This is a genomic window from Roseibium sp. AWQ4_254 (assembly GCF_056161025.1).
In genome coordinates, this window is sequence record NZ_JBSWYH010000008.1 from 154,063 (window position 1) to 180,376 (window position 26,314).

Below are 26,314 nucleotides of genomic sequence, written 5' to 3' on the forward strand. Positions count from 1 at the left end.
TTGAAAGGACCCTTAGATAACCAAAAGTGCGTTCCCGCTTCGTGACAGGACAAAAAGACCGCCGAAGCCGCCGGACGATATCCGGCGAACGGGAAAGCCGGACAGGACCATCGCATTGATTGAACTGAGCCGCCAGGGGACAGTCCGGAAGCGGTTTCGCCCCCAACAAACCTGTTGGAACCAGGCTTGAACGGCCACACGGGCGCTTATGCCGCCCAAAGCAAGATGTAAAATGTCCAAAACACTTCCCAGAGGGGCAAAGGGACATGTCATTTATACTGCTCATTGAGCAGGTGCTGAACGGTTTGCAATTTGGCATCATGCTGTTTCTGATGGCCGCCGGCCTGACGCTGGTGTTCGGCGTCATGGGTCTGATCAATCTGGCCCATGGATCGCTTTATATGATCGGCGCCTTTTGCGCGGCCACCGCAGCCGCAGCCACCGGCTCCTTCCTGCTCGGCCTGATCGCAGCCCTGACCGGAGCCGCCGCCGCAGGCGCGCTGGTGGAGCTTCTTGTCATTCGCCGCCTCTATGACAAGGACCATCTGGATCAGGTGCTGGCAACCTTTGCCCTGATCCTGATTTTTTCAGAGGGCACCCGCTGGTTGTTCGGCTCCTTTCCGCTTTTTCTCGATGTGCCCGAAGCCCTCTCCGGCCCGGTGACCCTGCCCGGCGGAATCGAATATCCGCTCTACCGCCTCACCCTGATTGTTGTTGGCCTGGCCGTTGCCCTTGCCCTTTACGGGCTGATCTCCAGAACCCGGCTCGGCATCCAGATCCGTGCAGGCGAAAACGACCGGGAGATGATTGCAGCCCTCGGCATTGACATTGCCAAACTCTACACGATCGTTTTTGCCCTCGGCGCCGCCCTCGCCGGTCTGGCTGGCGCCCTGGTCGGAGCCATACAGTCGGTGCAGGTCGGCATGGGCGAGCCGGTGCTGATCCTTGCCTTTGTTGTCATCGTGATCGGCGGCATCGGTTCGATCAAGGGCGCCCTGATCGGTGCCATACTCGTGGGCCTGACCGACACGCTGGGCGGAATTTTTCTGCCCGAAGCACTGAAACTGGTGCTTGAGCCTGCCACGGCTACGTCACTCGGGTCGTCGCTGGCCTCCATGTCCATCTATATCCTGATGGCGGCCGTCCTGATCCTGCGTCCCTCTGGCCTGTTCGGAGCGCGCGCATGATCCGGGAAAGCACACTCAATGCCTTAACCCTTGCCCTCTTCGTGCTGATCCCGGGCTGGGCGCTGCTGGCGGACGAACCCTTCACCATCACCTTGATGACCCGGGCCGTGATCTTCGCCATGGCAGCCACCGGCCTGAACATTGCGCTCGGCCTTGGCGGCCTCGTCAGTCTTGGCCATGCGGTGTTTTTCGGCATCGGCGGCTATGCAATGGGCATACTGGCCCATCACGCCCAGACCTATACGCCGCTGGCCGAGTGGCCACTGGTGCTGGAGGGCACCAAATCCATGCCCGTGATCTGGTTGGCCGCCATTGCCGTGTCAGCGCTTGCCGCTCTGGTGATCGGCGCCTTGTCGCTGCGCACGGCCGGTGTCTATTTCATCATGATCACGCTGGCCTTCGGGCAGATGTTCTTTTTCTTCGCCATTTCCTGGGCCGAATATGGCGGTGAAGACGGCCTGTCGATCTATGTCCGCAATGGCTTTCCCGGACTCAACACGCTGGTGCCGGTCCAGTTCTATGGCCTTTGCTTCGCACTGTTGTGTCTCGTTCTGCTTGGCGCCTCACGGCTGGCAAAGTCCCCTTTTGGCCTGGCGCTGAATGCGGCCCGGCAGACTCCTATGCGCGTGGAGACCATTGGCCTCAATCCGGCCCGGCTCAAGCTGACCGCCTTTGTCATTTCCGGCGCCGTCACCGGGCTGGCCGGAGCCCTTTTTGCCGACCTGAACCGGTTCGTCAGCCCAACCATGTTCAGCTGGCAGACCAGCGGAGAAATCATGATCTTCCTGATCCTGGGCGGTGTCGGCCGCCTTTATGGCCCGGTGATCGGCGCGCTGGCCTTTGTCGCGCTGGAACATTGGCTCGGAGGCTTGAGCGACTACTGGCATATTTATCTTGGCCTTCTCTTGCTGGGGATCGTGCTGTTCGGACGCGGCGGCCTGATCGGGATGATCTCGGGAAAGGCAGCCCTTCATGACTGACTTCGTTCTGGAAACGCGGAACCTGAGCAAGAGTTTCGGAGCGCTGGCGGCCAGCCGCAACATTTCCATCGGCCTGAAAGCCGGGGAGATCCATGCGGTGATCGGCCCCAACGGAGCCGGTAAAAGCACCCTGATCGGCCAGATCTGCGGGACGCTGTCCCCGGATGCCGGATCGGTTCACCTTCTGGGGGAAGATGTCACTCTGGAGCCCGCCCGCGCGCGGGCCCGGCGCGGCCTCGGGCGCACCTTTCAAATCTCCGCCCTGGCAATGGAAGACACGGTGCTGCAAAACGCTCTTTTGGGCGCGCTCGGAGCCGCCGGAACACCCTGGCGTTTCTGGGGCAGCGCCTTTGGCGATGCGGATCTGCGCGCCACCGCCGAAGACGCGCTGGAACGGGTTGGCCTGACAGATCTCGCCAGTGCCCGCACCGCCGAACTCAGCCATGGCCAGCGCCGCCAGCTGGAGGTAGCCGTTGCCCTGACGCTGAGCCCCAAGGCCTTCATCATGGATGAGCCCATGGCGGGCATGGGCGCGGAAGGCTCCAAACAATTGACCGGGTTTCTGGACGCCTTGCGCGCAGAAGCGCCGATCCTGCTGGTAGAACACGATATGGATGCGGTCTTTGCCCTCGCCGACCGGATCAGTGTTCTGGTCTATGGTCAGATCATCGCAACCGGCACGGCCGACGAGATCCGCAAGGATGCCGCCGTGCAGGAAGCCTATCTGGGAGAAGAAGGATGAGCCTTTTAACCCTGTCCGGACTGACCGCTTCCTACGGCGCCAGCCAGGCGCTGTTCGGCGTCGACCTGAGCCTTGACGAAGGCGAGGTTCTGGCTCTGCTCGGACGCAATGGCATGGGCAAGAGCACCACCGTCAAATGTATTTGCCGCATGCTGGCCGCAAAGGGCACCTTGCGCTTTGACGGCCACGACCTGTCCGCGCTGCCCAGCCACCGGGCCGCCCGGCTGGGCCTGGGTCTGGTGCCCGAAGGCCGCCGCTGTTTCGGCGCGCTCACCGTGCACGAGAACCTGACCGCCGCCTCCCGCCCGGGCGAGTGGACATTTGACCGGGTCACCGGCCTGTTCCCAAGGCTCGGCGAGCGGCGTCATCAGCAGGCCGCCTCCCTTTCCGGCGGCGAACAGCAGATGCTGGCCATCGGCCGGGCGCTGATGACCAATCCAAGACTGCTTATTCTGGACGAGGCCACAGAAGGCCTTGCCCCGATCATTCGTCAGGAGATCTGGTCGGTAATCCGCACCCTCAAGGCGGAGACCGGACTGGCCCTTCTGGTCATCGACAAATCCTTAAAAGAGCTTCGGGAAGTCTGCGACAGCGCAGCCATTCTGGAACGGGGCCAAACCGTCTGGTCCGGTCCGGTCGCGGATCTGACCGACGACATCACAACGGCCCATATCGGCGTTTAAAGACATCAGGGAAACGGGAAATGCCATCAACACTCATCCAGCCGGACGGCTGGGCGCCCGCCAGGGGCTACGCAAACGGGATGCTGACAAAGGGACGGACCTTGCATATTGGCGGGCAGATCGGCTGGAACAAGGATCAGGTCTTTGAAAGCCACGATTTTGTCGGCCAGATGGAACAGACACTGGCCAACATCGCCGCCATTGTCCGCACCGCAGGCGGCGAGGTGACCGATATTGTCCGACTCACCTGGTTCATCACCGACAAAAAGGAATACCTGGCCCGGCAAAAGGATGTCGGCCAGGCCTACCGGCGGGTCTTCGGCAAGCATTTCCCGGCTATGTCCGTTGTCGTGGTCGCCGGCCTGATCGAAGACGAGGCGCTGATCGAGATCGAGGCCACGGCCCAGCTCGACTGACCTCCCCGCCACATCCGGTCATGTCAGTTCAAAACGTCCTGCTCATATTCCGCGTAGAGGACCGGATTGAAGATGGAATTGACCTGAAGCTCGCGCCTCGGTTTCAGGTCCTGCGAAAAATTCAGGGCGGCTTCAAACCCCTTCCGCGTGAGGGATCTTAATCCCTGGGGAAACGGCCCCAGCTTCTGGCCGGGCGTCTTGCTGGCAAGATTGAACCCCCAGATGCCGAAGGATGGCACCGCGATCTGATAATTGACCACCTCGGGAAAAATCTCTTCCAGCGTGCGGGAAATTGTCCAGTAGGTATGGGGTGAGAAAAAGGGCGAACTGCTCTGGGTCACAAGCGTGCCGTCTTCGGTCAAAAGGGCGGACACCATTGCGTAAAACTCCACCGAATAGAGTTTCGCCAGAACCTCGTTGTGCGGATCTGGAAAGTCGATGATAACCTTGTCATAGGTCTCGCCCGTCTCCTTCACATAGACAAAGGCGTCCTTGTTGTGGACGGTCAGAAGCGGGCTGTGCATGCTGCCCTGATTGAGGCGCACAACCGGTTCAAAACGTTCGCCTAGCTCCGTCATGGCCGGATCCAGATCGACAAGATCGATCTTTTCAATGCCGGGATGGCGCAGGACCTCCCGCACCGCCAGACCGTCCCCGCCCCCCAAGACCAGAACCCGCTTCGGCGGGTGTCCCCAGGACAGAACCGGATGCACAAGTGCCTCATGGTAACGGTATTCATCCGCTTGCGAAAACTGAAGGTGCCCATCGATGAACAGCCGCACCTCGTCCTTTCGCCAAGTGTTCGTCACCACCATCGTCTGATAGGCGGACTGCTTTTTCCAGATGATCCGGTCAAAATAAAGGTGGTCCTGGGCGTAAGCGGTGATCCGGCCCGCCGTCAGGGTCAGGACGATGAGCAGAAGAACGGTGCCGATCACAAAGCCCAGCATCCGGCGCGGCCGGTCGAGATAGTCCCAGAGCCAGAAGACATTCAAAAGGGCAACCGCAGCATTGGTCAGCCCGATGGCGAAGGACGAGGAGATCAGCCCGAGCGAAGGCAAGAGCAGCAGAGGAAAGGCCACGGACCCGATCAGGGCCCCCAGATAGTCGAGAGACAGGACCCCTGAAATCGATTCCCGCAGCGTTGCCCCTTCCGACAGAACCCGGGTCAGGATCGGGATCTCCAGACCGACAAGGAAACCGATAGCAAAGATGAACCCGAACATGCCCGTGGTATAGAACCAGGGCGCCATCGGAAACAGCATGAACAGAGTAATGCTGCACAGGCCGCCCGTCAGCGCCAGCATCAGTTCGACCCAGACGAAAGTCTGGATCAGGTTGCCGTCAATAAAGCGCGACACATACGAGCCGATGCCCATGGCAAACATGAAAAATCCGATGGTCATGGAAAACTGATAGACCGAATTGCCAATCAGATAGCTGGAAACGGTGCCGATAATCAGTTCATAGACAATACCGCACAGCGCAACCACGAGAATGGAGGCCAGCAAAATAGCCCCCTGTTTTTTCGGCAGGTGCTCATACCGGCTAGTTGGGGACACTTGATCCATGGAATTCCCTTGAGCCAAAAAACCCGGAGCCTCGCCAGATCCGGGTTTTTCCTGAACGGGGGAGAAGATGGTCCCCGATTATTTACCTAGGCGCAGACCACCGGAGCGGGCGCTTGAAGGCGCACGGTAGCTGGCGCGCGGCGTCACGGTGCGGTTGTTGAAGCTGGACGGGGTGATCCCCGCACCACGCTGGCGGTTGAGCAGGGTGCCAATCAAGGCCCCGGCGAGGAGCCCGGTGCCGGAGAAATGCATACCCGAGCTATTCCCGGCCACATCGGTCGCAATCAGACGCCGGTTGGCTTCATCGACTTCGACAGTGAACACATCAGCTTCGTCGCTGTCCTGAACATCATTGGCATTGTCATCCGCAAACCCGAGGAACTTGCCGTCAGGTTCCACGGCAATGCCGAGCGGCTTGTCGTAAAACCGGGGGTCGGTGTTCAGGGTATGGGCCAGATACAGCGAGAATTCCTGAAGCTGCGTGTCGGACGCACCATCCACCCCCTGGCTGCCCAGATAGTTCTGGTATTTGTTGATCGCAAATTCCGTGCGGTCGAGCACCTGTCCAAGGTCCGCCGTCTGCACGCTTGGACCCTTCAGGAAGACGCTATAGGCAATGAAGCCCAGCACGGCGACAATCCCGACCATCTTTAAATTGTTGAACATCTCGAATTCCTGCTGACTTTGAGATCTTTATGCACTTGCATCTTCAAGGGGTCTGACTCCACCAGACCTGATCTTCGCCCTTGGCGTAGAAATCGGCGAGCTGACCGCACGGGCGGAAGCCGGCACCGCTAATGGCCGTTTCATTCGCCTCCGACAGGTCCTGCGGCAGAATGAGAACGAGGGATCTGGCCCGCTGCGCTCTTGCCTCTGCCACGGCATTCCTGAGAGCCTCGGCATTGGGGCCACCGTCCGGACCGCTGCCGGCACCTTCCCCTTCTTCCCAGCGGACTCCCAGAACCCCGTCGCATTCCGGATCGGCGTCCAGGCCTGCAATCGACAGTGTCTTGCCCGCCAGACGGGCCGCAGGATCAAGGGCGGGCCGGTCCTGGTTTTCCAGACCGTAGATCAGCTTGGCTTCCCCCAGCGCGTAATAGTCCGGCACTGTGACCTTCAAATTGGCGCCGAACCTTTCATACATGCGATGCGCGGCCCCATAGAGCGGCACACCGTCTTCCTGGTAGTCGCTGGTCTCAATCAAAAGCAGACGGAAACCGGCGTTGTTCAGATGGCCCAGCAGCTCTTCAAACATCTGGGATCCAAGGCCATGGCCAGTCAGTTTGCGATCGAGATAGTGCCAGGACAGCCAAGCCACATCATCAACATGATCGTCGACCGCGTAGCCAGTGATACCGACAACCACCCCATTGCGCATGAGAACGAACTTGTTGCCGACCCCGCCCGTATTGAACGACGCCAAAGCCTCTTCGGCATCGTCCTCGTCAGTTTGGGAGATAATGTCGACCGCCCGCTCAATGTGCTTGGGCTCCATCGCTTTCAGGCGCGGCGTATTGTCGGCAAACAGGCTTTTGAACATCAGGACTTCGAGACCTTTGAAAACAAACGGAATAGATGCGGCAGACGGCGGGGCGCCAGAGAAATGGCGGAATGGCGCGCGGCGCTCCGCACGAAAATTGGAAACAAAAGGACGCTTTGCGACTTACCTGGAAACACTGGCACAATTACTAATAGCAATATTATTGCAGAAACGTTTCATTCAACCTTAAATAATGTCCTTTCTACCGGAAGGCACAGCTTTCTTCGAACCGTCACAGGATTGGCTGGCGGGCCGGAAAATTGGCCCAAAGCGCGGAAATCAAGCATTTTAAAAGAGATCCGCCCGTCAGAAACCGTCCGTCTCTCCTCCAAGGCGCGAAGACTACTCGCGAATACGGCGGCAGCAAGACCACAATCGAAAAACACTCTAAAGCTGAAATTTCAACCGCCCTTTTTGGCGGAAGACGTCCAGGCCGGGAGACACCCGGCCAAGTGACGCAGCGCGGGCAAGCCCTTCATTTACGACAGACCTGAAAACGGGACAGCGCGGGCAGAAGCTTTTCTTTACCGGCTTACCGAAAGTCTGGTCCGGGGCTGTGTTTGGAATTGTATTTCGGCGAACAGTCGCTACATACAATTGGTTACATTGTGAAATATTCAGGAAGGGGCAAATGGCAGATTTCAGCGCTCAGATTGACAAGTCCATGCAGGAAGTCACAGCTGCACGGCAGAAAATCGGTGAGTTCACCATGCGGTTCGAGACTGCCCGCAAAAAGCTTGACGCGGGTGAGGATATCTCGATTGATATTGAGAACGCGACGCTGGATGACGTTCATGCCCATACGGAATTGATGGGAGCGAATATCGCCGAACTCATCATGGGCCTGGATGACGTCACCGCCACCTTTTCCAAGGATTTCGACGCCATGCGTTCGAAGACAGGCTGGGAGTCCTTTGTCGGCTTATTTTCCAAGGCCCGGTCCGACAGCATCCGCCAGGAGCGCATGCGCAGCGCCAGCATCGACGACAAGCTTCAGGACCTGATCTCCAAGTCCAATGTCATCGGCCAGTTGCTTCAGGAACAGCTCAACACGCTGAATGAGCACAGCAAACGGGTTGAAAGCAATCTCAGCGAGACCCTGACCAAGCGGGAAGACGCCGTCGCTTCTCTTGAGACCATCAAGCAGCAGCTTCTGGACATGGATCCGAAAATCATCGCGCTAGAAAACAAGATCTCGGTGGAAACGGATGCTGCGACACGCACCAAGCTGGAGAGCGAACTTGCCGAGGTGAATGCGGACTATAATCGCCTTGCCCAGGAAGAGCAGGTCAAGCTGGCCGAAAGCCAGACCCTGGAACGCTATATCGAAAAAGGAAAAACCTGGGTTGACAGCCTGCAGAACCAGGCCGCCACCCAGATGGTCCTGATCAACAAGCTGCAAACGGACACCAAGCAGCGCGTGGTGCTTTATGACGCGCTGGTCAAGTCGCTCAAGACCGCCCAGCAGCAGGACGTTGCCCACAAGATCAACGAGATCGGGGTTGCAACCGACAAGGAAGCCCAGTCGGCAATGGCCGCCATCGGCTCGGCCACCAACCAGCGCATGGCCGACATGATGGAAGCCCATGAAGATCACATGGTCTTTGCCCGCAAGGTCCTGGAAGAAAAAGCCAAGTCGGACGAGCGCTTTGCCCGCCGGTTTGAGAAGATTATCGAAAAGCACGACAAAAACGCCTACGGAGCCTGAGGGCTGAACCTTGGATCTGACACTCGACCACAGGGTTCTGGAAGAAGCGCATGAAACCCGGCGCTACTTCGCCAAATTCGAACGCATCATCTCGCACCTGCAAGGCGTTGCGGACAGCGTCGTATCGGAAGACACGGCGCTCTTTTCGGAAATTCCGCTTCTGAAACAGTATCTCGAGGCACTGGCCGGAACATTCACCGCGTTGTCCTACAAGTATCTTCTGGCGGGTCGGGTCTCCGACAAGCTGCCCAACCTGCTCAGCATCGACCGCCAGGAAAGCGGCTTTCCGATCTATCAGGAACTTCTGGAAATGGCCAATGACGCCATGCAGGCCAAGACCCATTTGCGGTCCCTGCCCAGCATGCGCGATCTCAAACTGGGTATGCTCAATCACATTCTCAGAGAGCAGTCCTCCCCGACCAACCTGCAATTTGCCGCCGCAGAACGGCAATATTACGAGCAGCTCACGGAAGGGCCCCTGTTCTGGGCCCGCAACGACCCGCGCCTTGCCTGGTTCGGGAATGTGGATGAAACCCGCCGCAGATACCGGGTGCACTGGGCCGTCTATGACAGCTTGCAGAATATTCCGCTGATCTATGTGATGGATCTGGAAGACACCGGCAAGAGGCCCCTTGCCAAGGATGAACGGCGCTGGCCCCGGGTCCAGGCGCATCTGACCGCCCAGTCCTCTGCCGGGTTGAAGCTGCTGACCATTGCCCGCGGCTTCGACCACGACTTTGCCGACCTTCACCCCAAGCGGCTGCGCCGGTTCTATATCGGGCCGATGTACAGTCACACCTTCACCGAACAGAGTGGCCCGTTGCGAGATGTTCTGGCGCAGGCAGGACGGACGCCCGGGGAAGACTGGGCCCTGGCCTGGACCACGGAAACGCTTGTGGCCTCGGGGTCCGAACAGGAATCAACCGGCTTCTTTTCTTCCGTGGAACGGCAGGTCTATGAGTTAGATCCGTTCAGTGCCGGCAGGGACAGCGACGAGACCGCCGGGCACACCCGGCGGCAGCGCTCGCTCATCCTGCCGCAAAAGCCCTATCAGGTTCTGGAAGAAATGGCCCCCCCGGGCTTTGCCGCGATCCGTAAATATGCCGTCAGTCCGAGCGGCAAAATCCTTAGCTACAAATAGGTTTCAGCGTGACCTTTTCAAATGACCTCATGGAACTGAAAGAAGACAAGATCCGCGAAAAATATGCGGGCGCGGAAGCCATGCTCGCAGGGTTTGACCATACGCCGCGCATCGCCGCCAAGCGCGAGCCTGCCCCTGCCCCCGAACGTTCTCCCGGACTTGGCACCCGGCGCCGCTTCCGCTCCACCACGCCGGGCCTTGTCACCCGCTCTACCGCCCGCCCGGAAGGCGTCCAGCTGAGTACCCGCATTCTGGAAAGCGATGACGACGCGCTGACCACCCCCATTCAGGCGACCCTCCTCAGGGCCCTGCGCCGGGCCGTGTCCGTGGCCCAGGTCACCTGCGACCAGTTTGCCGAGCAGACCGGCCTGGCCGACCTGAAGCGCAGCAATCTGGCCGGAACGCTGGACGCAACCCAAAAAGACCGGTTCCAGGAGCTTCTGTCCGCCTCCGCGCTGATTTCGCTGCATGTCTTTGCCAATATGACCGACTTCCTGATCACCGGCCTTGTGGCAGAGACCGGAAACGGCGAGCTGCAATGCGGCGAGGCGGAGGAAATCCTCCTCGACAATGACCAGCTCGCGCTGCAGGGAGCCCTCTGGGAGCTGGATCAGGAAATCGCCGCAGCTGCCCTTGAAACCGAGACCCAGCTGGTCACGCTCATCATCTCGTTCTGCGAACAGCTGATGGAAAAGGTGACCCTGAGGGCGGAAGGTGCCGCAGCCGCGCAGCCCTTTACCGAGGCCCGCTACCGGGTCGAGGCAGATGATTTCGAAATCACCGGCTTCACCCCGGCCGCCCGTGCCCGCTCGACATCTCTGACCATGGCGTTCAAAAAGCCGGAGGAAGTCGTCGGCAACCACATTGCCAAATATCAGGCGATGAAACTTGCCAAGATGCTGATGGCCTATGATTTTGAGCGCAAGCTCAACCCATTTGCCGAGCTGGGCGGCTTCATCTTCACCTTCATGGGCGACGGAAAACCAGGCACCGGCAAGACCACACTGATCCAGATGATGGCCGGCATGATCAACGACTATTGCAGCCATGCCGGCTACACCTTCCGCTATCAGAACCTTTCGACGGAGAGCATTGACAGCTACCAGGGCAAGTCGGCGCAAAACGCCAAGGCCTTCATCCGCACGGTCACCGACCCGAATGTCATCGGCTTCGGCACCATTGACGATATCGACCAGTTGGCGGGAAAACGCGGCGACCGGCAATCGTCTGCGGGTCAGCTGGAAATCACCGCTGTCCTGATGGAGAGTTTTGCCGGCGCGAACACCGTGGTGCGCGGTAACTGCACCTTCGGCATGTTCTCCAACTATCCGGAAAATGTGGACGATGCCCTGCGCCAGCGCGCCGGAGCCCGGTTTCTGGTCGACGGCCCGCAGACCCGGGAAGACTATATCGACATTCTCTATCTCCTGATGGGCAAGAACCACGGCATTCCGGTGGGCGATCACGCCCTCTTTGACGCACAGGTGATCCAGAAAGCAGTCGCCGCCTCCTATGAAAGCCACGCGCAGCCGAAGGAAGACGCCCTGATCCAGGTGTTTGAAAAGGTCCACAGCGAGATTGGCGCCCTCGACACGCTGGCCAAACTCGGCGCCTATTTGAAGGCGATCCAGGAAGCGGACGAGCGTTTTACCGGCCGCGCGATCAAGAACATCACCGATGCGATCAAGGTCCGGGCCATGGATTTCGAATTGCCGGACGCGTGGATGGAAGAGCCGGACCTGTTCCTCTTCAAGGACTATGACACCAAGAAAGCCATGATTGCGGATCTGGCACAGCCGATCACCGTTGACATGGTGATCCAGGAAATCAACCGCTATGCGGACAGCGAGTTCCGTTATGCGGACAAGTCCGACGAGGTCGCCATTGAAAATGCGGTGCGCGACATGCAGCGCATGGACGAGGCCAAGCGCCGGTACATGGAGCTGTCCCGCCCATGATGCGTCTGGTCAGACAGGGACTGATGTATGGCAATCTGGTGGAGGTCACCTCCGCCTCCATGGTTGGCCGCTACAACCGGGCGCTGGAGCATCTGACCGGCAAGCGCACCGAACTGCAGGAATTTCACATCGATATCTCAGGCTTTTCGCCCGAAATCGGTGAGGAGCTGAACGATCAGACCTATCTCAACCCCAATGGCTGCAACCGCCAGTTCATCTTGCTGAGCAACGCCCAGAAAAGCGCGCCGCTTCTCAATGCGCATTTCTCCACGTCCCGCTCGATCCTGCGCCGGTTCATCGAGGCCAATGAAGAGCAGCTGTTTGCCCTGTCCATCCGCGACGCGGTGGTCGGAGAGCTGGTCAACACGGTCATTTCGATCCGCTCACCGCTTGATCTTTTTGACATCCGCACCATTGACGTGGAAGCCGATACGGTCGGCGGCCATGTGGAAGCTCATGACGAGCTGGTGGAAAAAATCGACAGGTTCATCAACGAGCCGGACGGCTGGTGGGACGACATTCTGATTGCCGAGATGGTGGAGCTGGCCAAACACACCGGCGACATTATCCGCACGCCCATTGACCTCAAGCCGCAAAGCTATGAGCAGGGCAACTTTCACACCAGCCACTATGGCGGCCTCTATATTTTCCGGGATGTGAAACGCACGGCCTGTCTCACCACCATCCCCCTGGACCATGACGGGGAGCTTCCGGTCGACGCGGTCATCCCTCTGGAGGACCGGGCCGGGGTGGCAAGCTTTCTCACCCGCAATAAACTGGTAGAGCCCATTTATGCTGCGGACCGCCCTCTTGCGCACAGCATCTTGAAACAGAAGCTCGACTTCATTGTCATCGATGCCGCGGCAACACAAGGCGAGGATCTGTCCGGCATGTCAAGGCGAGACATGCGCGCCCTCAAGCGCAAATACCACCGCGATCTGCCGGAGGAATATCACGCGCTGGAACAGGTGGTGCGCCGGATCTCCAAAGGCAGCGGCCTGCCGGACCTTAAAGCGGACAATCCGGCCTTTTTCTATCTGCTGCGCTCCCGCAACCACCCGGACAAGCAGCTGATCAACATGCTGCTATCGCAACTGACCCCGCTGGATTTCCGGCAGCTGTTCATTTGCCACAAGGACGCGTTCTATGCCCAATACCAGAGCTGGAGCGAGGCGAAGAAAGCCTACACGGCCCGGTTTCTGGCTGAGGAATATGCGGTTGACAAGGTTGGCACCCGGGCTGAACTGTTCGGCCCCGAACCTGGAATGTCGGGCGAGGATCCGGACACAGACTATGGTTTCGGCCGCAACAGGGGCCCCTGGGGCGCCATCCCGGAGATGGATGAGGATGACGACGATTGATGACATATGTTAAGTGGATTGTCGGCATCCCGCTGGTGCTGGTTGTGGTCCTGTTTGCCCATTACACCTTGCCGGGCCGCGATGTGGTGCGCATTGTCGGCACCGAGGTCAAACGCATGGATATCGGCTCCTCGTCCCTGTTCTGGGCGTCCCCGGATGCGGGCACCAATACAAGCTGGACCCGGGACGTGCGCTTTATCAATGCGGTCTGGCCAAACGGCAACCCGCGGGTCTACCGCAATGAGGACACCGACTGGGGCTGGCCGCCCTATTTCAAATTTGACAGCAGCAACATCACTGCAAAGGCCCAGGACCTGGCCAAGAAACAGGGGGATGTCTGGGTGGCTGTTACCCATTACGGCTGGCGCATCCAGCTTTTCACGATCTTTCCGAACGTGATCAGCATTCAGGAGGTCTCCGGCCCCGATGTGTTCCTGATCCCGTGGTTCAACATCATCTTCTTTCTGGTACTCGGCGTCATAGCCTATCTTGTCTTCCGCACCTTGCGGGCTTTCAAGCGCAGGCGCATTGATCCAGTCGTGGAAAATATCGACGAGTTCATGGAAGATGTCGGCGACAATGCGGAAGAGGCCCGCGCCCAGGCGGAAAAACATGTGACAGAGGCCACAAGCGGCCTCCGCCGCTGGTTCAAGCGCTGGTTCGGCTGATCCGGCGCAAGCCCTCAGACCAATGAAAGGGGTTCCATCCCGTGTCTTCCGGCCCCGTGTCTTCCAGCCCCCTGTCTTCCGGCCCCGCGCCTTCTAGCCCTTTGCACTCTGGGACAAACCCGTCTGCCCCTGACAAGCGCTGCCCGGACTTGTCCGGCATTGATCTTGTCATCTTCGACTGCGACGGTGTCCTGATTGACAGCGAGGTTATCAGCGCGCGCATGCTGGTGGCCGAACTGGCAACGCGCGGCGTCACCATCACCATGGACTATGTGGCCCGGCATTTTCTGGGGCGCAGCTACCCGGTGGTGCTGGAACAAATCCGCCGGGAATTCGGTGTTGACCTGCCCCCCGAATTTGAAGACCGCTACCGGGCCAGCCTGTTGGCCGCCTTTGAACGGGACCTCAAGGCTGTTCCCGGTGTCCGGCACGCCATCGGGAGCCTTTGCGTGGACTACTGCCTAGCCACCAGTTCCAGCCCGCTGCGGCTGGCAAAATCCCTGGAGATAGCCGGTCTCACCGACCTGTTTCATGACCGCATCACCACGGCGGCGGAGGTTAAAAATGGCAAGCCCGCCCCGGACCTCTTCCTTCTGGCGGCGCAAAAACGCAAGGTGGACCCCGGCCGCTGCCTGATCATCGAAGACAGCGAAAACGGCATCAAGGCGGGCCTTGCCGCCGGGATGACCGTGTGGCGGTTCACCGGTGGCGCTCATCTGACCGCCCTGTCCGGCACACAGGATGCGGCCGCCGGGGCTGACCTCGCATTTGCATCTTTCAGCGAATTCTTCCAGCTTAGACCTGATTACCGATTGGGCAGCAGCTGATATGAAACAGAAAAACACGAGTGAAACTTCCCGGCTGGACGATGCGGCGCGGGCCGGATGGCTTTATTATGTCGCCGGCAACACCCAGGACGAGATTGCGCGCAAACTTGGCGTTTCCCGGCAGTCGGCGCAAAGGCTCGTGTCCCTTGCGGTGAGCGAACGCCTGATCAAGGTGCGGCTGGACCACCCGATTGCCCATTGCATGGAGCTCAGCAGCAGGCTGATGGACCGGTTTGGCCTGAGCGCCTGCGAGGTCGTGCCCAGCGATCCGGACGCACCCGGCTCGCCGCTCGGGCTTGCCCAGGCGGCCGCGGCCGAAATGGAACGCCATTTCCGAGCCCCACAGCCGAAGGTGATCGCCTTCGGCACCGGCCGGACGCTGCGCGCCTCCGTCGATCAGCTGCCCGCCATGGACTGTCCGCAACACCGGGTCGTCTCCCTGCTTGGCAACATGATGTCCGACGGCTCCGCCTCCGCCTATAACGTGATCATCCGGCTGGCCGACCGGATCAATGCGCGCCACTATCCGATGCCTCTGCCCGTTTTTGCGCGCACCCGCGAAGAGCTACAGTTGATGCACAATCAGGAGGCCGTGCATAATATTCTCGAACTGACCCGCCAGGCGGACGCCACCTTTGTCGGCATTGGCAATATGGGCCCCACGGCCCCGCTGGCCATGGATGGGTTTGTCTCACTGGACGAAATGCGCGCCCTGGAAAAGGCCGACGCGGTGGGGGAAATCACCAGCTGGGTGTTCGACAGAAAAGGGGCCCTGGTCGAGGGGCTGACCAATGCCCTTGTGGCCAGCGCCCCCTTGCGCCCCGCCGGGGACAAGCCCGTCTACGGGGTCGCTGCAGGTGATGGCAAAGTCGCCGCCATGATGGGAGCCTTGAAAGGCCGGTTTGTCAATCGCCTGATCACAAATGAAGCGACCGCAGAGCAGCTACTCAAGAATTGAGCATTTGCTCATATTGATAAGCTTCTGAAACCAAGAAGCTTTTTGCAGCGCAGCAAGATTGGTGAGGTTTTCTGCGAACGTCACCCTTGACTCTTGCGCGGCCCTCAAGCGAGTATTTGCCCGCAAGAATGGCAAATGCCCAATCTCGCCTGGGAGGACAATATGGCAATTCATACCCGTGCGCTGCTCAGCGCATGTGCGGTCGTGGCCTTGAGCGCTGCGGCATCTGCAGAAACACTTACAATCGCAACGGTCAACAATGGCGACATGATCCGCATGCAGGGTCTGACCGAGGATTTCACCAAAAAAACCGGACATACGGTTGAATGGGTGACGCTGGAGGAAAATGTCCTGCGCCAGCGGGTCACACAGGATATCGCCACCAAGGGTGGCCAGTTCGACATCATGACAATCGGCATGTATGAAACGCCGATCTGGGGCAAACAGGACTGGCTGGTCTCCCTGAACGACCTGCCCGCGTCCTACGACATAGACGACATTCTGCCAGCCATGCGCGGGGGACTCTCAGTGGAGGGCACGCTCTATGCCGCGCCGTTTTATGGCGAAAGCTCGATGATCATGTACCGCACGGACCTCATGGAAAAGGCCGGACTGAAAATGCCGGACGCGCCGACCTGGGACTTCGTGGCGGATGCGGCCCGCAAGATGACCGACAAGGACAATGAGATCTACGGCATCTGTCTGCGCGGCAAGGCCGGCTGGGGCGAGAACATGGCGTTCCTGACGGCAACCTCCAACTCGTTCGGTGCCCGCTGGTTCGATGAGGACTGGAAGCCGCAATTCGACAGCCCGGAATGGAAGGAAACCTTGACCTTCTATCTCGACCTCATGAAGGAAGCCGGCCCTCCAGGTGCTTCCACCAACGGCTTCAATGAAAACCTGTCCCTGTTCCAGCAGGGCAAATGCGGCATGTGGATCGACGCGACCGTAGCCGCCTCTTTCGTGACGAACCCGGCAGACTCTTCGGTTGCCGACAAGGTCGGCTTTGCCCTTGCCCCCGACAATGGCCTTGGCAAGCGCAGCAACTGGCTCTGGGCCTGGGCCCTGGCGATCCCCGCTGGCACCAAGAAGGAAGCCGCCGCCAAGCAGTTCATCGAATGGGCCACCTCCAAAGACTATATCGAGCTGGTCGCCTCCGAAGAAGGTTGGGCCAATGTCCCCCCCGGCGCCCGGACGTCTCTTTACGAGAACCCGGAATACCAGAAAGTGCCCTTTGCCAAGATGACCCTGGACAGCATCAACTCCGCTGATCCGACCCAGCCGACCGTGAAGCCTGTCCCTTATATCGGCATTCAGTTCGTGGCCATTCCCGAATTTGCCGGGATTGCGAGCCAGGTCGGTCAGGAATTCTCCGCAGCCCTTGCCGGACAGCAAAGCGCTGAAGAAGCCTTGGCCAAGGCGCAGTCCATCACGGCTGAAGAAATGGAAGCGGCCGGCTACTGAGCCGCCGCCGGGAGGGCGGAAACCCCGCCCTCCCGAACATCCGCATCCTTTGAAAAGAACCCGCAGGACCGGTCTCCGGTCAACAGGTCAGGTATCCATGGCGACCCGGCACTCCCGCTCCGCTGCGCGCATCATGATGGCCCCGGCTGTGATCCTCTTGCTCGGCTGGATGCTCATCCCTCTGACGATGACGCTCTATTTCTCCTTCAAGAAATATCTGCCGTTGCGGGGGGGAGATCTCGGCTGGGTGGGCTTCAGCAACTACGCCCGCTTTGTTTCCTCCAGTGCCTTCTGGCCCAGTATTCAGACCACGCTGGTCATTGTGGGCGGCGTTCTCGTGATCACCATCGTCTTCGGCGTTTTGCTCGCGCTGCTGCTGGATCAGCCCATGTGGGGACAGGGCATCGTCCGAATCCTGGTCATCGCGCCTTTTTTTGTCATGCCCACCGTGTCGGCCCTGGTCTGGAAAAACATGTTCATGGACCCGGTCAACGGCCTGTTTGCCCATTTGTGGAAAGCCTTCGGAGCCCAGCCGGTTGAATGGCTCAGTGATGCGCCGATGGCTTCGATCATTCTGATTGTCTCCTGGCAATGGCTCCCCTTTGCGACCCTTATTCTGCTGACCGCAATCCAGTCCCTGGACACGGAGCAGCTGGAAGCAGCCGAGATGGATGGGGCGCCGCCCCTCGCCCGGTTCATCTATATTGTGCTGCCCCATCTCGCGCGCGCCATTACGATCGTCATTCTGATCCAGACCATCTTTCTGCTGGCGGTCTTCGCAGAGATTTTCGTCACCACCGGCGGCGCCTTCGGCACCCGCACCCTGACCTACCTGATCTTCCAACGGGTTCTGGAAAGCCAGAATGTGGGGCTCGGGTCGGCAGGCGGTGTCTACGCCATCATCCTCGCCAACATCATTGCACTTTTCCTGATGCGCATTGTCGGCAAGAACCTGGACGCCTGAGGAGGGAACGCAAATGGCCCGCGCTGTCACATCCCGCCGCAAGATGATGAATACCCTGGCCGCCTGGGCCATCGGTCTGTTGATCTTCTTTCCGATCCTCTGGACGATCCTGACCAGCTTCAAGACAGAAGCCCAGGCGATCAATGATCCGCCCCTGTTTTTCTTCTTCGACTGGACCCTGGACAATTACGCGGTCGTTCAGGAGCGGTCCGACTACATGCGCTATCTCTGGAACTCGGTCATCCTGGCCGGCGGGTCCACGCTTGCGGGCCTTCTGATCGGTATTCCGGCCGCCTGGTCCATGGCCTTTGTCCCGTCCAAACGGACCAAGGACATCCTCATGTGGATGCTGTCGACCAAGATGCTGCCCGCCGTTGGTGTGCTCTATCCGATCTATCTTCTGTTCATCAAGCTGGGTCTTCTGGACACACGCTTCGGGCTGACGCTGGTCCTGATGCTGATCAATCTGCCGATCATCATCTGGATGCTCTACACCTATTTCAAGGAGATCCCCGGGGAGATCCTGGAGGCCGCCCGCATGGACGGGGCAACACTGAAAGAGGAAATTCTCTACATTCTGACGCCCATGGCCCTGCCGGGCATTGCCTCCACCTTGCTGCTCAACATCATCCTGGCCTGGAACGAAGCCTTCTGGACCTTGAACCTGACAGCTGCAAAAGCCGCTCCCCTCACCGCCTTCATCGCCAGCTATTCCAGCCCGGAAGGCCTGTTTTACGCCAAGCTGAGCGCAGCCTCGGCCATGGCGATTGCCCCCATTCTCATCCTTGGCTGGTTCAGCCAGAAACAGCTCGTCCGTGGCCTGACCTTCGGCGCCGTGAAATAGGAGATCGTAGACACATGGGTCAGATCACACTCAAACAGATCACAAAGAGCTTCGGCGACGTTAAGGTGATCCCGCCGCTCGACCTTGAGATTGACGATGGCGAATTTGTCGTTTTTGTCGGCCCTTCCGGCTGCGGCAAATCCACCTTGCTGCGGCTGATCGCCGGTCTGGAGGATGTTACTTCCGGCGAGATCGTGATTGACGGCCAGACCGCGACCGGCACCCCGCCGGCGAAGCGCGGCCTGGCCATGGTATTCCAGTCCTATGCGCTTTATCCGCACATGTCCGTGCGCAAAAACATTGCTTTTCCCCTGAAAATGGCCGGCCTCGACAAGGCAGAGCAGGACCGCAAGGTGGAAGCGGCAGCACAGGTCTTGAACCTGACGGACTATCTGGACCGGCGCCCGGGCCAGCTCTCGGGCGGCCAGCGCCAGAGGGTCGCCATTGGCCGGGCCATCGTGCGCGAACCCGCCGCCTTTCTCTTCGACGAGCCCCTGTCCAACCTGGATGCGGCCCTGCGGGTGAATATGCGCCTGGAAATCTCCGAACTGCACCAGTCGCTGAAAACCACCATGATCTACGTGACCCATGATCAGGTTGAGGCCATGACCATGGCAGACAAGATCGTAGTCCTGCAAAACGGCCTGATCGAACAGGTCGGCACCCCGCTCGACCTCTATCACACGCCGCGCAACCGCTTCGTGGCGGGCTTTATCGGCTCCCCGAAAATGAACTTTCTGAGCGGGGCCTTTACCGCCGGGCACAAGGCCGACACGATCGGTATCCGGCCCGAGCATATCACCGCCTCCCCGCAGGACGGCCCATGGGCCGGCACCGTGGGCGTTTCCGAACATCTGGGCTCCGATACGTTTTTATATGTCGACATTGACGGGCTGGACACGCCGGTCACTGTGCGCTCCACCGGCGAGATTGCCTTCCGCCATGGCGACCGGGTCCACCTCACACCGGATCCGGAGAAGATCCATCGTTTCGACACACAGGGATTGAGGATCGCATGATGCGCCTTGAAGGAAAGTCCGCACTCATCACCGGCGCAGCGCGCGGCATCGGCAAAGCCTTTGCGGCCCGCTATGTGCGCGAGGGGGCAACAGTCGCCGTTGCCGATATCAACCGGCAGGGCGCGGAAGCTGCGGCGGCGGAGATCGGCAAAGGCGCTTATGCCGTCTCTCTTGATGTCACGGACCAGGCGTCCATCGACGCCGCGGTCTCCCAAGTCGAAGAGACCGCTGGCGGCCTGGACATCCTGATCAACAATGCCGCGCTGTTTGATCTTGCCCCCATCGTGGACATCACCCGGGACAGCTATGCCCGGCTGTTCGATATCAATGTGGCCGGGACCCTGTTCACGCTGCAGGCAGCGGCAAAATCGATGATCGCCCGGGGCAAGGGCGGCAAGATCATCAACATGGCCAGCCAGGCAGGGCGGCGGGGCGAACCGCTGGTCGGGATCTATTGTGCGACAAAGGCAGCCGTCATCAGCCTGACCCAGTCAGCCGGGCTCAACCTGATCGACCACGGGATCAACGTCAACGCGATCGCCCCCGGCGTCGTGGATGGCGACCATTGGGACGGGGTTGATGCTCTTTTTGCGCAGCATGAAGGTTTGCGACCGGGGGAAAAGAAAGCGGCCGTCGGCAAGACCGTTCCCTTTGGCCGCATGGGCACGGCGGATGATCTGACAGGCATGGCCGTCTTCCTCGCCTCTTCCGACGCCGATTACATCGTCGCCCAGACATACAATGTCGACGGCGGCAACTGGATGAGCTGAACCATGACCATCACCTTGACCGCAAGCACCCTTGATCAGCTGCCTGACACCGTGGTCACGCTGCCCTATGACCGCAGCCGCCTGAGCCCCGGCATCGTGCATATCGGCGTCGGCAATTTCCACCGCGCCCATCAGGCAATCTATCTGAACCGGCTGTTCGCGTTGGGAGAAGATCTCGACTGGGCCATTGTCGGCGCCGGTCTCATGCCGTCCGACGCCACCATGAGAACCCGCCTTCAAGGCCAGGACTGGCTGACAACGGTGGTCGAGCTCGATCCGGACGCCTTGAGCGCGCAGATCTGCGGCTCGATGATCGACTTTGTTGCGGCCGAGCCTGCAGCTCTCATTGACAGGTTGTGCGCGCCGGATATCCGCATCGTCTCGCTCACCATCACGGAGGGCGGCTATTTTGTCGATCCGGACAATGGCGGATTTGACATCAAAGATCCGGCGATTGTGAAAGATCTGCGCCAACCGGATCAACCGGAGACCGTATTCGGCGTTCTGGCAGCCGCCCTTGACCGCAGGCGCCAGAAAGGCCTTGCCCCCTTCACCGTCATGTCCTGCGACAATCTCCCGGAAAACGGCCATATCGCCCGGCAGGCCGTGACCGGCTATGCACGGGCAATCTCAAACGAACTCGCCAGCTGGATTTCAGACAATGTTGCCTTTCCAAACGGAATGGTCGACTGCATCACCCCTGCGACGGGGGACCGGGAACGCACCCTGGTGCGCGATCTGTTTGCCCTCATCGATGCCGCCCCGGTGGTCTGCGAACCCTTCCGCCAATGGGTGCTTGAAGACACCTTCCCGCAAGGGCGTCCTGCACTTGAGAAAGTCGGCGTGGAATTCGTGGAGGATGTCGCCCCCTATGAGCTGATGAAGCTGCGCATTCTCAATGGCGGCCACGCAGCCATTGCCTATCCCGGCGCGCTTCTGGGACACCATTTTGTTCATGACGCCATGGCGGACCCGCGCATTGCGGCCTATCTCACCAGACTGGAAACGGAGGAAATCCTGCCGACGGTGCCAGCCATTCCAGGCGTCAGCTTCAAGGATTACCTCAGCACCATCACCGGGCGGTTTTCCAATGCGGCCGTTGGGGACACAATCCCCCGGCTGTGCCTCGACGGCTCCAACCGGCAACCGAAATTCATTCTGCCAACACTTCAGGACCGGCTGGATCAAGGCCTGCCAGTCACCGGTCTGGCACTGGAAACCGCCCTGTGGTGCCGCTATTGCCTCGGCCATGACGAGGCCGGGCGGGATCTGGTGCTGGAAGACGAAAAGGCCGGCCTTCTGAACAACTGGGCCCGCGAGGTCTTTACGGGCGGAAATGACGCCGAGATGCCCCCCCTGTTTGGTGCACTCGGGACCCACCCGGCCTATCTGGAGGCCTTTCAGGCAGCTGTCAGCAAACTGAAAACACACGGCGTCGGCAAAACCCTGATGGATTACGCTGACGGCGGATAGGCCTGCCCTGTGTCAGTGTGCCGGGCCTGTCCTCTCCTGTGCCCCCTCACCCTGGTGCCTTGGCACGACAACCGGGCGTCCGGTTTCGTGACACGGCACGAGCGCCAGCGGAAAATCATAGGCACGGCTTAAAAGATCCGCTTGCATCACTTCGTCCCGTGCGCCGAAGGCCAGCCGCTGGCCCTTTTGCATCACCAGGATCTTGTCGGCAAAGGCGGCTGTCAGGTTGAGGTCATGCATGACCGCGACCACCCCACCGCCCCGCAGGGCATAGTCCCGAGCCAGCGCCATGATCTGATACTGATGTTTGATGTCGAGGCTGGAGACAGGCTCATCCAGAAACAGCCAGCGCGGCGGCCCCACATCCGGCACCGGCTCCCAGACCTGGCACAGAACCCGGGCCAGCTGGACACGCTGCTGTTCGCCGCCGGACAGATCCTGATAGCTGCGCGCCTCGAACCCGCCAAGACCGACCTTCTCAAGCGCCTCGCCAATGCGCCGGGCCTTGCCCGGCCGGTCCAGCCGCAGGCCGCTCAGGCCAAGCGAAACCACTTCGGCAACCGTCAGGGCAAAGGCGATCTGGCTGATCTGAGGCAAGACGCCCCGCCGGTCTGCCTGGGCTTCCGGGGTCAGGCCGCAAATGTCCGCCCCCGCCAGCACGGCCTGACCGCGATAAGGCAATTCTCCGGTGACCGCCTTCAGCAAGGTGGTCTTGCCGGACCCGCTCGGGCCGATGATTGCCAGAAGCTCACCGGCCCGGGCCTCAAAGCTCAGGCTGGACACGATCTGTGCCTTGCCAATGGTGACCGAAAGCTGGTTCACACTCAGGCATCGCACCTCATTATGTGCGGACCCGCCGGATTGATCTGCCACCTGTGCCACCGTCATCTTTCCTGTCTCTCCTAAAGCCCGGTCAGACCACGCTTGCGCAGCAGGATCCAGAGGAAGACCGGAGACCCGGCAAACGCCGTGATGATGCCGATGGGCAATTCCGCCGGGGCCACGGCCGTCCGGCTGAGCGTGTCGGCGGCCAGCAACAGGCACGCCCCCAAAAGGGCGGATGCGGGCAGCAGATAGCGGTGATCAGGTCCGATGGTCAGGCGAAGAAGATGGGGCACAACGATGCCGACAAAGCCGATGCCCCCGCTGACGGCCACCGACGCGCCCGTGGCCCCGGCGACCATCAGGATGCAGAGATTCTTGAGCCGCTGCACCCGGATGCCGGTATGGGCAGCGGCAGCCTCGCCCAGGGTCAGCCCGTTCAGGCCCCGCGCCAGAAACGGCACAAAGGCCAGCGTGATCAGAATGACCGGGGCACAGGACAGCGCCTTTTGCCAGTTTGATCCGGCCAGCGAGCCCAGCATCCAGAATTGCAGATCCCGCAGCTGCTGATCGTCCGCCATATAAATCAACAGGCCGGTGGCTGCTAAGGCGAGCGCGCCAAGGGCAATCCCGGCCAGGAGCACCGTTGCCACCGATGTGATGCCGCCGCGCGTGCCGATCCGGTAGAGCAGAAGTGTGGTCACCAGTCCACCGGCAAAGGCGGCAAGCGGCAGGGCAAACAGTCCCAGAACGGCCACCACCGGGGCCAGCACCGATCCCCCCAGAACGATGAAGGACGCAGCGCCAAGACTGGCCCCGGCGGAAACCCCGACAATGCCCGGATCGGCCAGCGGATTGCGGAAAAGCCCCTGCATAACGGCACCTGAGACCGCCAGCGCGGCCCCGATCAGGGCCCCGAGCACCACACGCGGCAGGCGGATTTCCATGACGACAATCCAGTCGCGCAAGGACACCCCGTCCGGGGCCCCGGATTGTGGCGGCAAAAAATAACCGGCGGCGTGGGGTAAGATGTCAAACACCTTCACCGGGATCGGACCAATCGCAAGGCTGGCAAGCATCATGGCCAGCACAAGGCCCACCAGTGCGGCGATGACGGCCCGCGCCAGACCTTCCCGGTTGCCATTCCTGACCAGCCTCAGGCCGGGAAAGCCGCGCGGCGGGGTCTGCCGCAGGGCAGGGGCCACGTCCTTCATGGTGCCGGTCAGCCCTCTGTCTTGGCCAGCTCTTCGGCCAGCTCCCGGATCGCACCGGCGGTGCGCGGACCGAAGCCGAGCAGATACTGGCCCGGCATCTTGATCAGCCGTTTTGCCTGCCCGGCCGGGGTCTGGGCCAGCGCAGGATGGCTGAACAGGTCTTCAGCCGAACTGCCATGATTGCCGCTGCGGTCCATCATCAGGATCACATCCGGCGCTGCGCTTAATAGCGCTTCGTCGCTGAGCGGCTTGTAACCGGAAAAGCCAGTCAGGGCATTGTCCGCCCCGGCCAGACGGATGATGCCATCGGCCGCCGTGCCCGTGCCGGAGGCCATGATCCGCCCGCCCTGGACCGACAGGATGAACAGCACCCGCTTGCCGGAGGACAGATCCGCCGCCGCCGCTTCCGCTGCCTTCAGATCCTGGCCCAGCTTGACCGCAAGCGCTTCAGCCTTGCTGTCAACGCCAAGCACATGGCCCACCGTGCGCACCTTGTCCAGAATGCCCTCGGCCGTATAGGTTTCAGGCACATCGGCAATGGGCAGTCCGGTCTGTTTCAGGACATCCAGCGTTTCTTCCGGTCCGCTGCCTTTCAAAAGCAGCACAAGGTCCGGCTCGACCGACAGAACCCCTTCCGGTGACAACGCACGCATATAGCCGACATCGGGCAGATTGAAGCTCGCGCGCGGGTAGACACTGGTCGAATCCCGGGCAATCAGCCGGTCCTCTTCGCCAAGGGCAAAGACGATCTCGGTCACGGAGCCGCCAACGGATACGATCCGCTTGGCTTCGGCTCCAGAGACATCGGCCGCAAAGAGGGAGCTTGCCGGGAAGAACACGGCTGCGGCGGTCAAAGAGATGGCGGCAGTGAGGCCCAGGATCTGGGGACGGTTGAAAAAGTTCATTCTGCGGCTCCTAGGGCAACGGCCCGGTCAAGTTTGGGAAGGTTTTCGGCAAGGCCTCGCCAGTCGGCCCGCTCCGCATTGCCCTCCCCGCGCAGGCCAAAGAACTGGATGATCTGCTGGCCCATGCTGTCATAGGCTTCCAGCGAGGTCACATGGCCCACATCCGCCGGTTTGCGCACCACCCAGACATCGCTGATATGGTCTGTGCGCAGATGCATGTGAAAAGTCGGGTCCATGACATTGATCCAGGGGCCTTTGCTGACGACATTTTCAATCGTGCCGGAATGGATCTGGATGCAGCCCCGGTTGCCGACAAAACACATGATCGGAATGCGTTCGGACGCAGCAAGCCGCAGCATGGCGGAGACAGCCCCCAGATCCAGCGGCCAGGCCCAGCGCTCTCCGGCCAGTTCAAAAGCACTGAGCCGGTCAAGATCCAGCTCCTTCAACAACCCGTGGAACTGGTGCACGTCGGTCAGACCCTGCCACCGGCTCTGCAATTTCGCGGCAACGCCGTCGGCCACCGGTTTGCGGGAAAACGGCGGGGCCGGCGCCAGGTCCGGAAGGCCATCGGCGCTCTGGTCGTCGAGGGCCAAACGGGCAATCAGGCTGCGCCAGGCGGCGAGATCCGTTGCCGGGCGCGCATGGATCTTCTGCACGGCATCCCCGTGCGCATCAAAGAACTGCAGCGACCGGCGGATATCCTTGCCATCGGTCTTTTCAACGGCAAAGCCGTGGACCCATTTGGCCGGGAACATGCGCGTGTCGATCTGGTCCCCCAGCATCAGAGCGGCCCGTTCGCCATTTACAAAATTGTCGAAGACGCCAATCTTTTCATGCACCGCGCTGTCATTGCGGGTCAGGGCCATGACCTCGCCCACCCCCTTGAGGCCGGGAAACAGCACCTCGAACCGGGGCGCAATCCGCGTGACGCCGTGGCCGGTAAAGGCGGCCACAAGTTCCGCTTCAGAGATCCCCAGGGACTGGGCAAGATCCCGCTCACGCGCTTTCGGGTTGCGGGTGCGTGCATCCCGTATCTCGGCAGCACTCGGTTTGTTTTCAGGAGAACCGTGACCGGCATTCATGAACTTTTGCCTTC

Annotated in this window: 26 protein-coding genes; 19 read left to right on the forward strand and 7 right to left on the reverse strand. The window is 60.4% G+C overall.

What is annotated here, in order from left to right:
- Positions 1 to 266 precede the first annotated feature (266 nt).
- Genes ACXAIC_RS08260 through ACXAIC_RS08280 form a run of 5 tightly spaced genes read left to right on the forward strand, consistent with a single transcriptional unit; the run spans position 267 to position 4,008 of the window.
- Positions 267 to 1,187: a branched-chain amino acid ABC transporter permease gene (locus ACXAIC_RS08260; RefSeq protein ID WP_475175594.1), complete on the forward strand. Its 921-nt coding sequence runs from the start codon at positions 267 to 269 to the stop codon at positions 1,185 to 1,187.
- On the forward strand, positions 1,184 to 2,167 hold the full coding sequence (locus ACXAIC_RS08265; RefSeq protein WP_475175596.1) for a branched-chain amino acid ABC transporter permease: 984 nt from the start codon (positions 1,184 to 1,186) through the stop codon (positions 2,165 to 2,167). Before ACXAIC_RS08260 ends, ACXAIC_RS08265 begins: the two co-directional genes overlap by 4 nt.
- Positions 2,160 to 2,909, forward strand: coding sequence for an ABC transporter ATP-binding protein (locus ACXAIC_RS08270; RefSeq protein WP_475175599.1), 750 nt, complete (start codon positions 2,160 to 2,162; stop codon positions 2,907 to 2,909). Before ACXAIC_RS08265 ends, ACXAIC_RS08270 begins: the two co-directional genes overlap by 8 nt.
- A complete protein-coding gene (locus ACXAIC_RS08275; RefSeq protein ID WP_475175602.1) occupies positions 2,906 to 3,592 on the forward strand; it encodes an ABC transporter ATP-binding protein in 687 nt (228 codons plus the stop codon). Before ACXAIC_RS08270 ends, ACXAIC_RS08275 begins: the two co-directional genes overlap by 4 nt.
- A 20-nt stretch (positions 3,593 to 3,612) precedes the next feature.
- Complete coding sequence (locus ACXAIC_RS08280; protein ID WP_475175604.1) at positions 3,613 to 4,008, forward strand: RidA family protein; 396 nt, start codon at positions 3,613 to 3,615, stop codon at positions 4,006 to 4,008.
- 23 nt (positions 4,009 to 4,031) lie between these two features.
- Here ACXAIC_RS08280 and ACXAIC_RS08285 read toward each other — a convergent pair whose 3' ends face one another.
- The 3 genes from ACXAIC_RS08285 to ACXAIC_RS08295 all read right to left on the reverse strand — a co-directional run bounded on the left by ACXAIC_RS08285 (position 4,032) and on the right by ACXAIC_RS08295 (position 7,119).
- Complete coding sequence (locus ACXAIC_RS08285; protein WP_475175610.1) at positions 4,032 to 5,579, reverse strand: polyamine aminopropyltransferase; 1,548 nt, start codon at positions 5,577 to 5,579, stop codon at positions 4,032 to 4,034.
- Between the two features lie 78 nt (positions 5,580 to 5,657).
- Entirely contained in the window at positions 5,658 to 6,245 is a 588-nt protein-coding gene (locus tag ACXAIC_RS08290; RefSeq protein ID WP_475175612.1) for a hypothetical protein, read from the reverse strand.
- Positions 6,246 to 6,288: 43 nt separating this feature from the next.
- Entirely contained in the window at positions 6,289 to 7,119 is an 831-nt protein-coding gene (locus ACXAIC_RS08295; protein ID WP_475175615.1) for a GNAT family N-acetyltransferase, read from the reverse strand.
- Between the two features lie 63 nt (positions 7,120 to 7,182).
- Between ACXAIC_RS08295 and ACXAIC_RS08300 the strand changes: the two genes are divergently transcribed.
- From ACXAIC_RS08300 to ACXAIC_RS08365, 14 genes are all read left to right on the forward strand, one after another.
- Positions 7,183 to 7,575 (forward strand): hypothetical protein, encoded by a 393-nt coding sequence (locus ACXAIC_RS08300; RefSeq protein WP_475175619.1) that lies wholly within the window; start codon positions 7,183 to 7,185, stop codon positions 7,573 to 7,575.
- A 175-nt stretch (positions 7,576 to 7,750) separates the two neighbouring features.
- A complete protein-coding gene (locus ACXAIC_RS08305; protein WP_475175623.1) occupies positions 7,751 to 8,827 on the forward strand; it encodes a hypothetical protein in 1,077 nt (358 codons plus the stop codon).
- Between the two features lie 10 nt (positions 8,828 to 8,837).
- Positions 8,838 to 9,968: a hypothetical protein gene (locus tag ACXAIC_RS08310; protein ID WP_475175627.1), complete on the forward strand. Its 1,131-nt coding sequence runs from the start codon at positions 8,838 to 8,840 to the stop codon at positions 9,966 to 9,968.
- A gap of 8 nt (positions 9,969 to 9,976) precedes the next feature.
- Positions 9,977 to 11,926 carry an AAA family ATPase gene (locus ACXAIC_RS08315; RefSeq protein ID WP_475175630.1) on the forward strand — a complete coding sequence of 650 codons (1,950 nt, stop codon included), beginning with the start codon at positions 9,977 to 9,979 and terminating at the stop codon, positions 11,924 to 11,926.
- Positions 11,923 to 13,287, forward strand: a complete 1,365-nt coding sequence (locus tag ACXAIC_RS08320; protein WP_475175634.1) for a DUF6638 family protein — start codon at positions 11,923 to 11,925, stop codon at positions 13,285 to 13,287. Before ACXAIC_RS08315 ends, ACXAIC_RS08320 begins: the two co-directional genes overlap by 4 nt.
- Positions 13,287 to 13,955, forward strand: coding sequence for a DUF1523 family protein (locus ACXAIC_RS08325; RefSeq protein ID WP_475175636.1), 669 nt, complete (start codon positions 13,287 to 13,289; stop codon positions 13,953 to 13,955). Before ACXAIC_RS08320 ends, ACXAIC_RS08325 begins: the two co-directional genes overlap by 1 nt.
- A 149-nt stretch (positions 13,956 to 14,104) precedes the next feature.
- Positions 14,105 to 14,782, forward strand: a complete 678-nt coding sequence (locus tag ACXAIC_RS08330) for an HAD family hydrolase (RefSeq protein ID WP_475175639.1) — start codon at positions 14,105 to 14,107, stop codon at positions 14,780 to 14,782.
- Position 14,783: 1 nt separating this feature from the next.
- Positions 14,784 to 15,740 (forward strand): sugar-binding transcriptional regulator, encoded by a 957-nt coding sequence (locus ACXAIC_RS08335; RefSeq protein ID WP_475175643.1) that lies wholly within the window; start codon positions 14,784 to 14,786, stop codon positions 15,738 to 15,740.
- Positions 15,741 to 15,902: 162 nt separating this feature from the next.
- A complete protein-coding gene (locus tag ACXAIC_RS08340; RefSeq protein WP_475175647.1) occupies positions 15,903 to 17,204 on the forward strand; it encodes an ABC transporter substrate-binding protein in 1,302 nt (433 codons plus the stop codon).
- Positions 17,205 to 17,301: 97 nt separating this feature from the next.
- A complete protein-coding gene (locus ACXAIC_RS08345; protein ID WP_475175651.1) occupies positions 17,302 to 18,168 on the forward strand; it encodes a carbohydrate ABC transporter permease in 867 nt (288 codons plus the stop codon).
- A gap of 13 nt (positions 18,169 to 18,181) precedes the next feature.
- Positions 18,182 to 19,012 carry a carbohydrate ABC transporter permease gene (locus ACXAIC_RS08350; RefSeq protein WP_475175655.1) on the forward strand — a complete coding sequence of 277 codons (831 nt, stop codon included), beginning with the start codon at positions 18,182 to 18,184 and terminating at the stop codon, positions 19,010 to 19,012.
- A gap of 14 nt (positions 19,013 to 19,026) precedes the next feature.
- On the forward strand, positions 19,027 to 20,031 hold the full coding sequence (locus ACXAIC_RS08355) for an ABC transporter ATP-binding protein (protein ID WP_475175658.1): 1,005 nt from the start codon (positions 19,027 to 19,029) through the stop codon (positions 20,029 to 20,031).
- A complete protein-coding gene (locus tag ACXAIC_RS08360) occupies positions 20,028 to 20,801 on the forward strand; it encodes an L-iditol 2-dehydrogenase (RefSeq protein WP_475175661.1) in 774 nt (257 codons plus the stop codon). The genes ACXAIC_RS08355 and ACXAIC_RS08360 overlap by 4 nt, the downstream gene beginning before the upstream one ends.
- 3 nt (positions 20,802 to 20,804) lie before the next feature.
- A complete protein-coding gene (locus ACXAIC_RS08365; protein ID WP_475175664.1) occupies positions 20,805 to 22,274 on the forward strand; it encodes a mannitol dehydrogenase family protein in 1,470 nt (489 codons plus the stop codon).
- A gap of 12 nt (positions 22,275 to 22,286) precedes the next feature.
- Here the strand turns inward: ACXAIC_RS08365 and ACXAIC_RS08370 are convergent, their stop codons facing one another.
- The 4 genes from ACXAIC_RS08370 to ACXAIC_RS08385 are packed head-to-tail and all read right to left on the reverse strand — an operon-like array spanning position 22,287 to position 26,300.
- Positions 22,287 to 23,162, reverse strand: coding sequence for a heme ABC transporter ATP-binding protein (locus tag ACXAIC_RS08370; protein ID WP_475175668.1), 876 nt, complete (start codon positions 23,160 to 23,162; stop codon positions 22,287 to 22,289).
- A gap of 14 nt (positions 23,163 to 23,176) precedes the next feature.
- Positions 23,177 to 24,310, reverse strand: a complete 1,134-nt coding sequence (locus ACXAIC_RS08375) for a FecCD family ABC transporter permease (protein WP_475175670.1) — start codon at positions 24,308 to 24,310, stop codon at positions 23,177 to 23,179.
- A gap of 8 nt (positions 24,311 to 24,318) precedes the next feature.
- The gene (locus tag ACXAIC_RS08380; RefSeq protein WP_475175674.1) at positions 24,319 to 25,215 is read right to left on the reverse strand and encodes a heme/hemin ABC transporter substrate-binding protein; all 897 of its coding nucleotides are present in this window, start codon (positions 25,213 to 25,215) and stop codon (positions 24,319 to 24,321) included.
- On the reverse strand, positions 25,212 to 26,300 hold the full coding sequence (locus ACXAIC_RS08385) for a hemin-degrading factor (protein ID WP_475175677.1): 1,089 nt from the start codon (positions 26,298 to 26,300) through the stop codon (positions 25,212 to 25,214). Before ACXAIC_RS08385 ends, ACXAIC_RS08380 begins: the two co-directional genes overlap by 4 nt.
- Between the last annotated feature and the right edge of the window lie 14 nt (positions 26,301 to 26,314).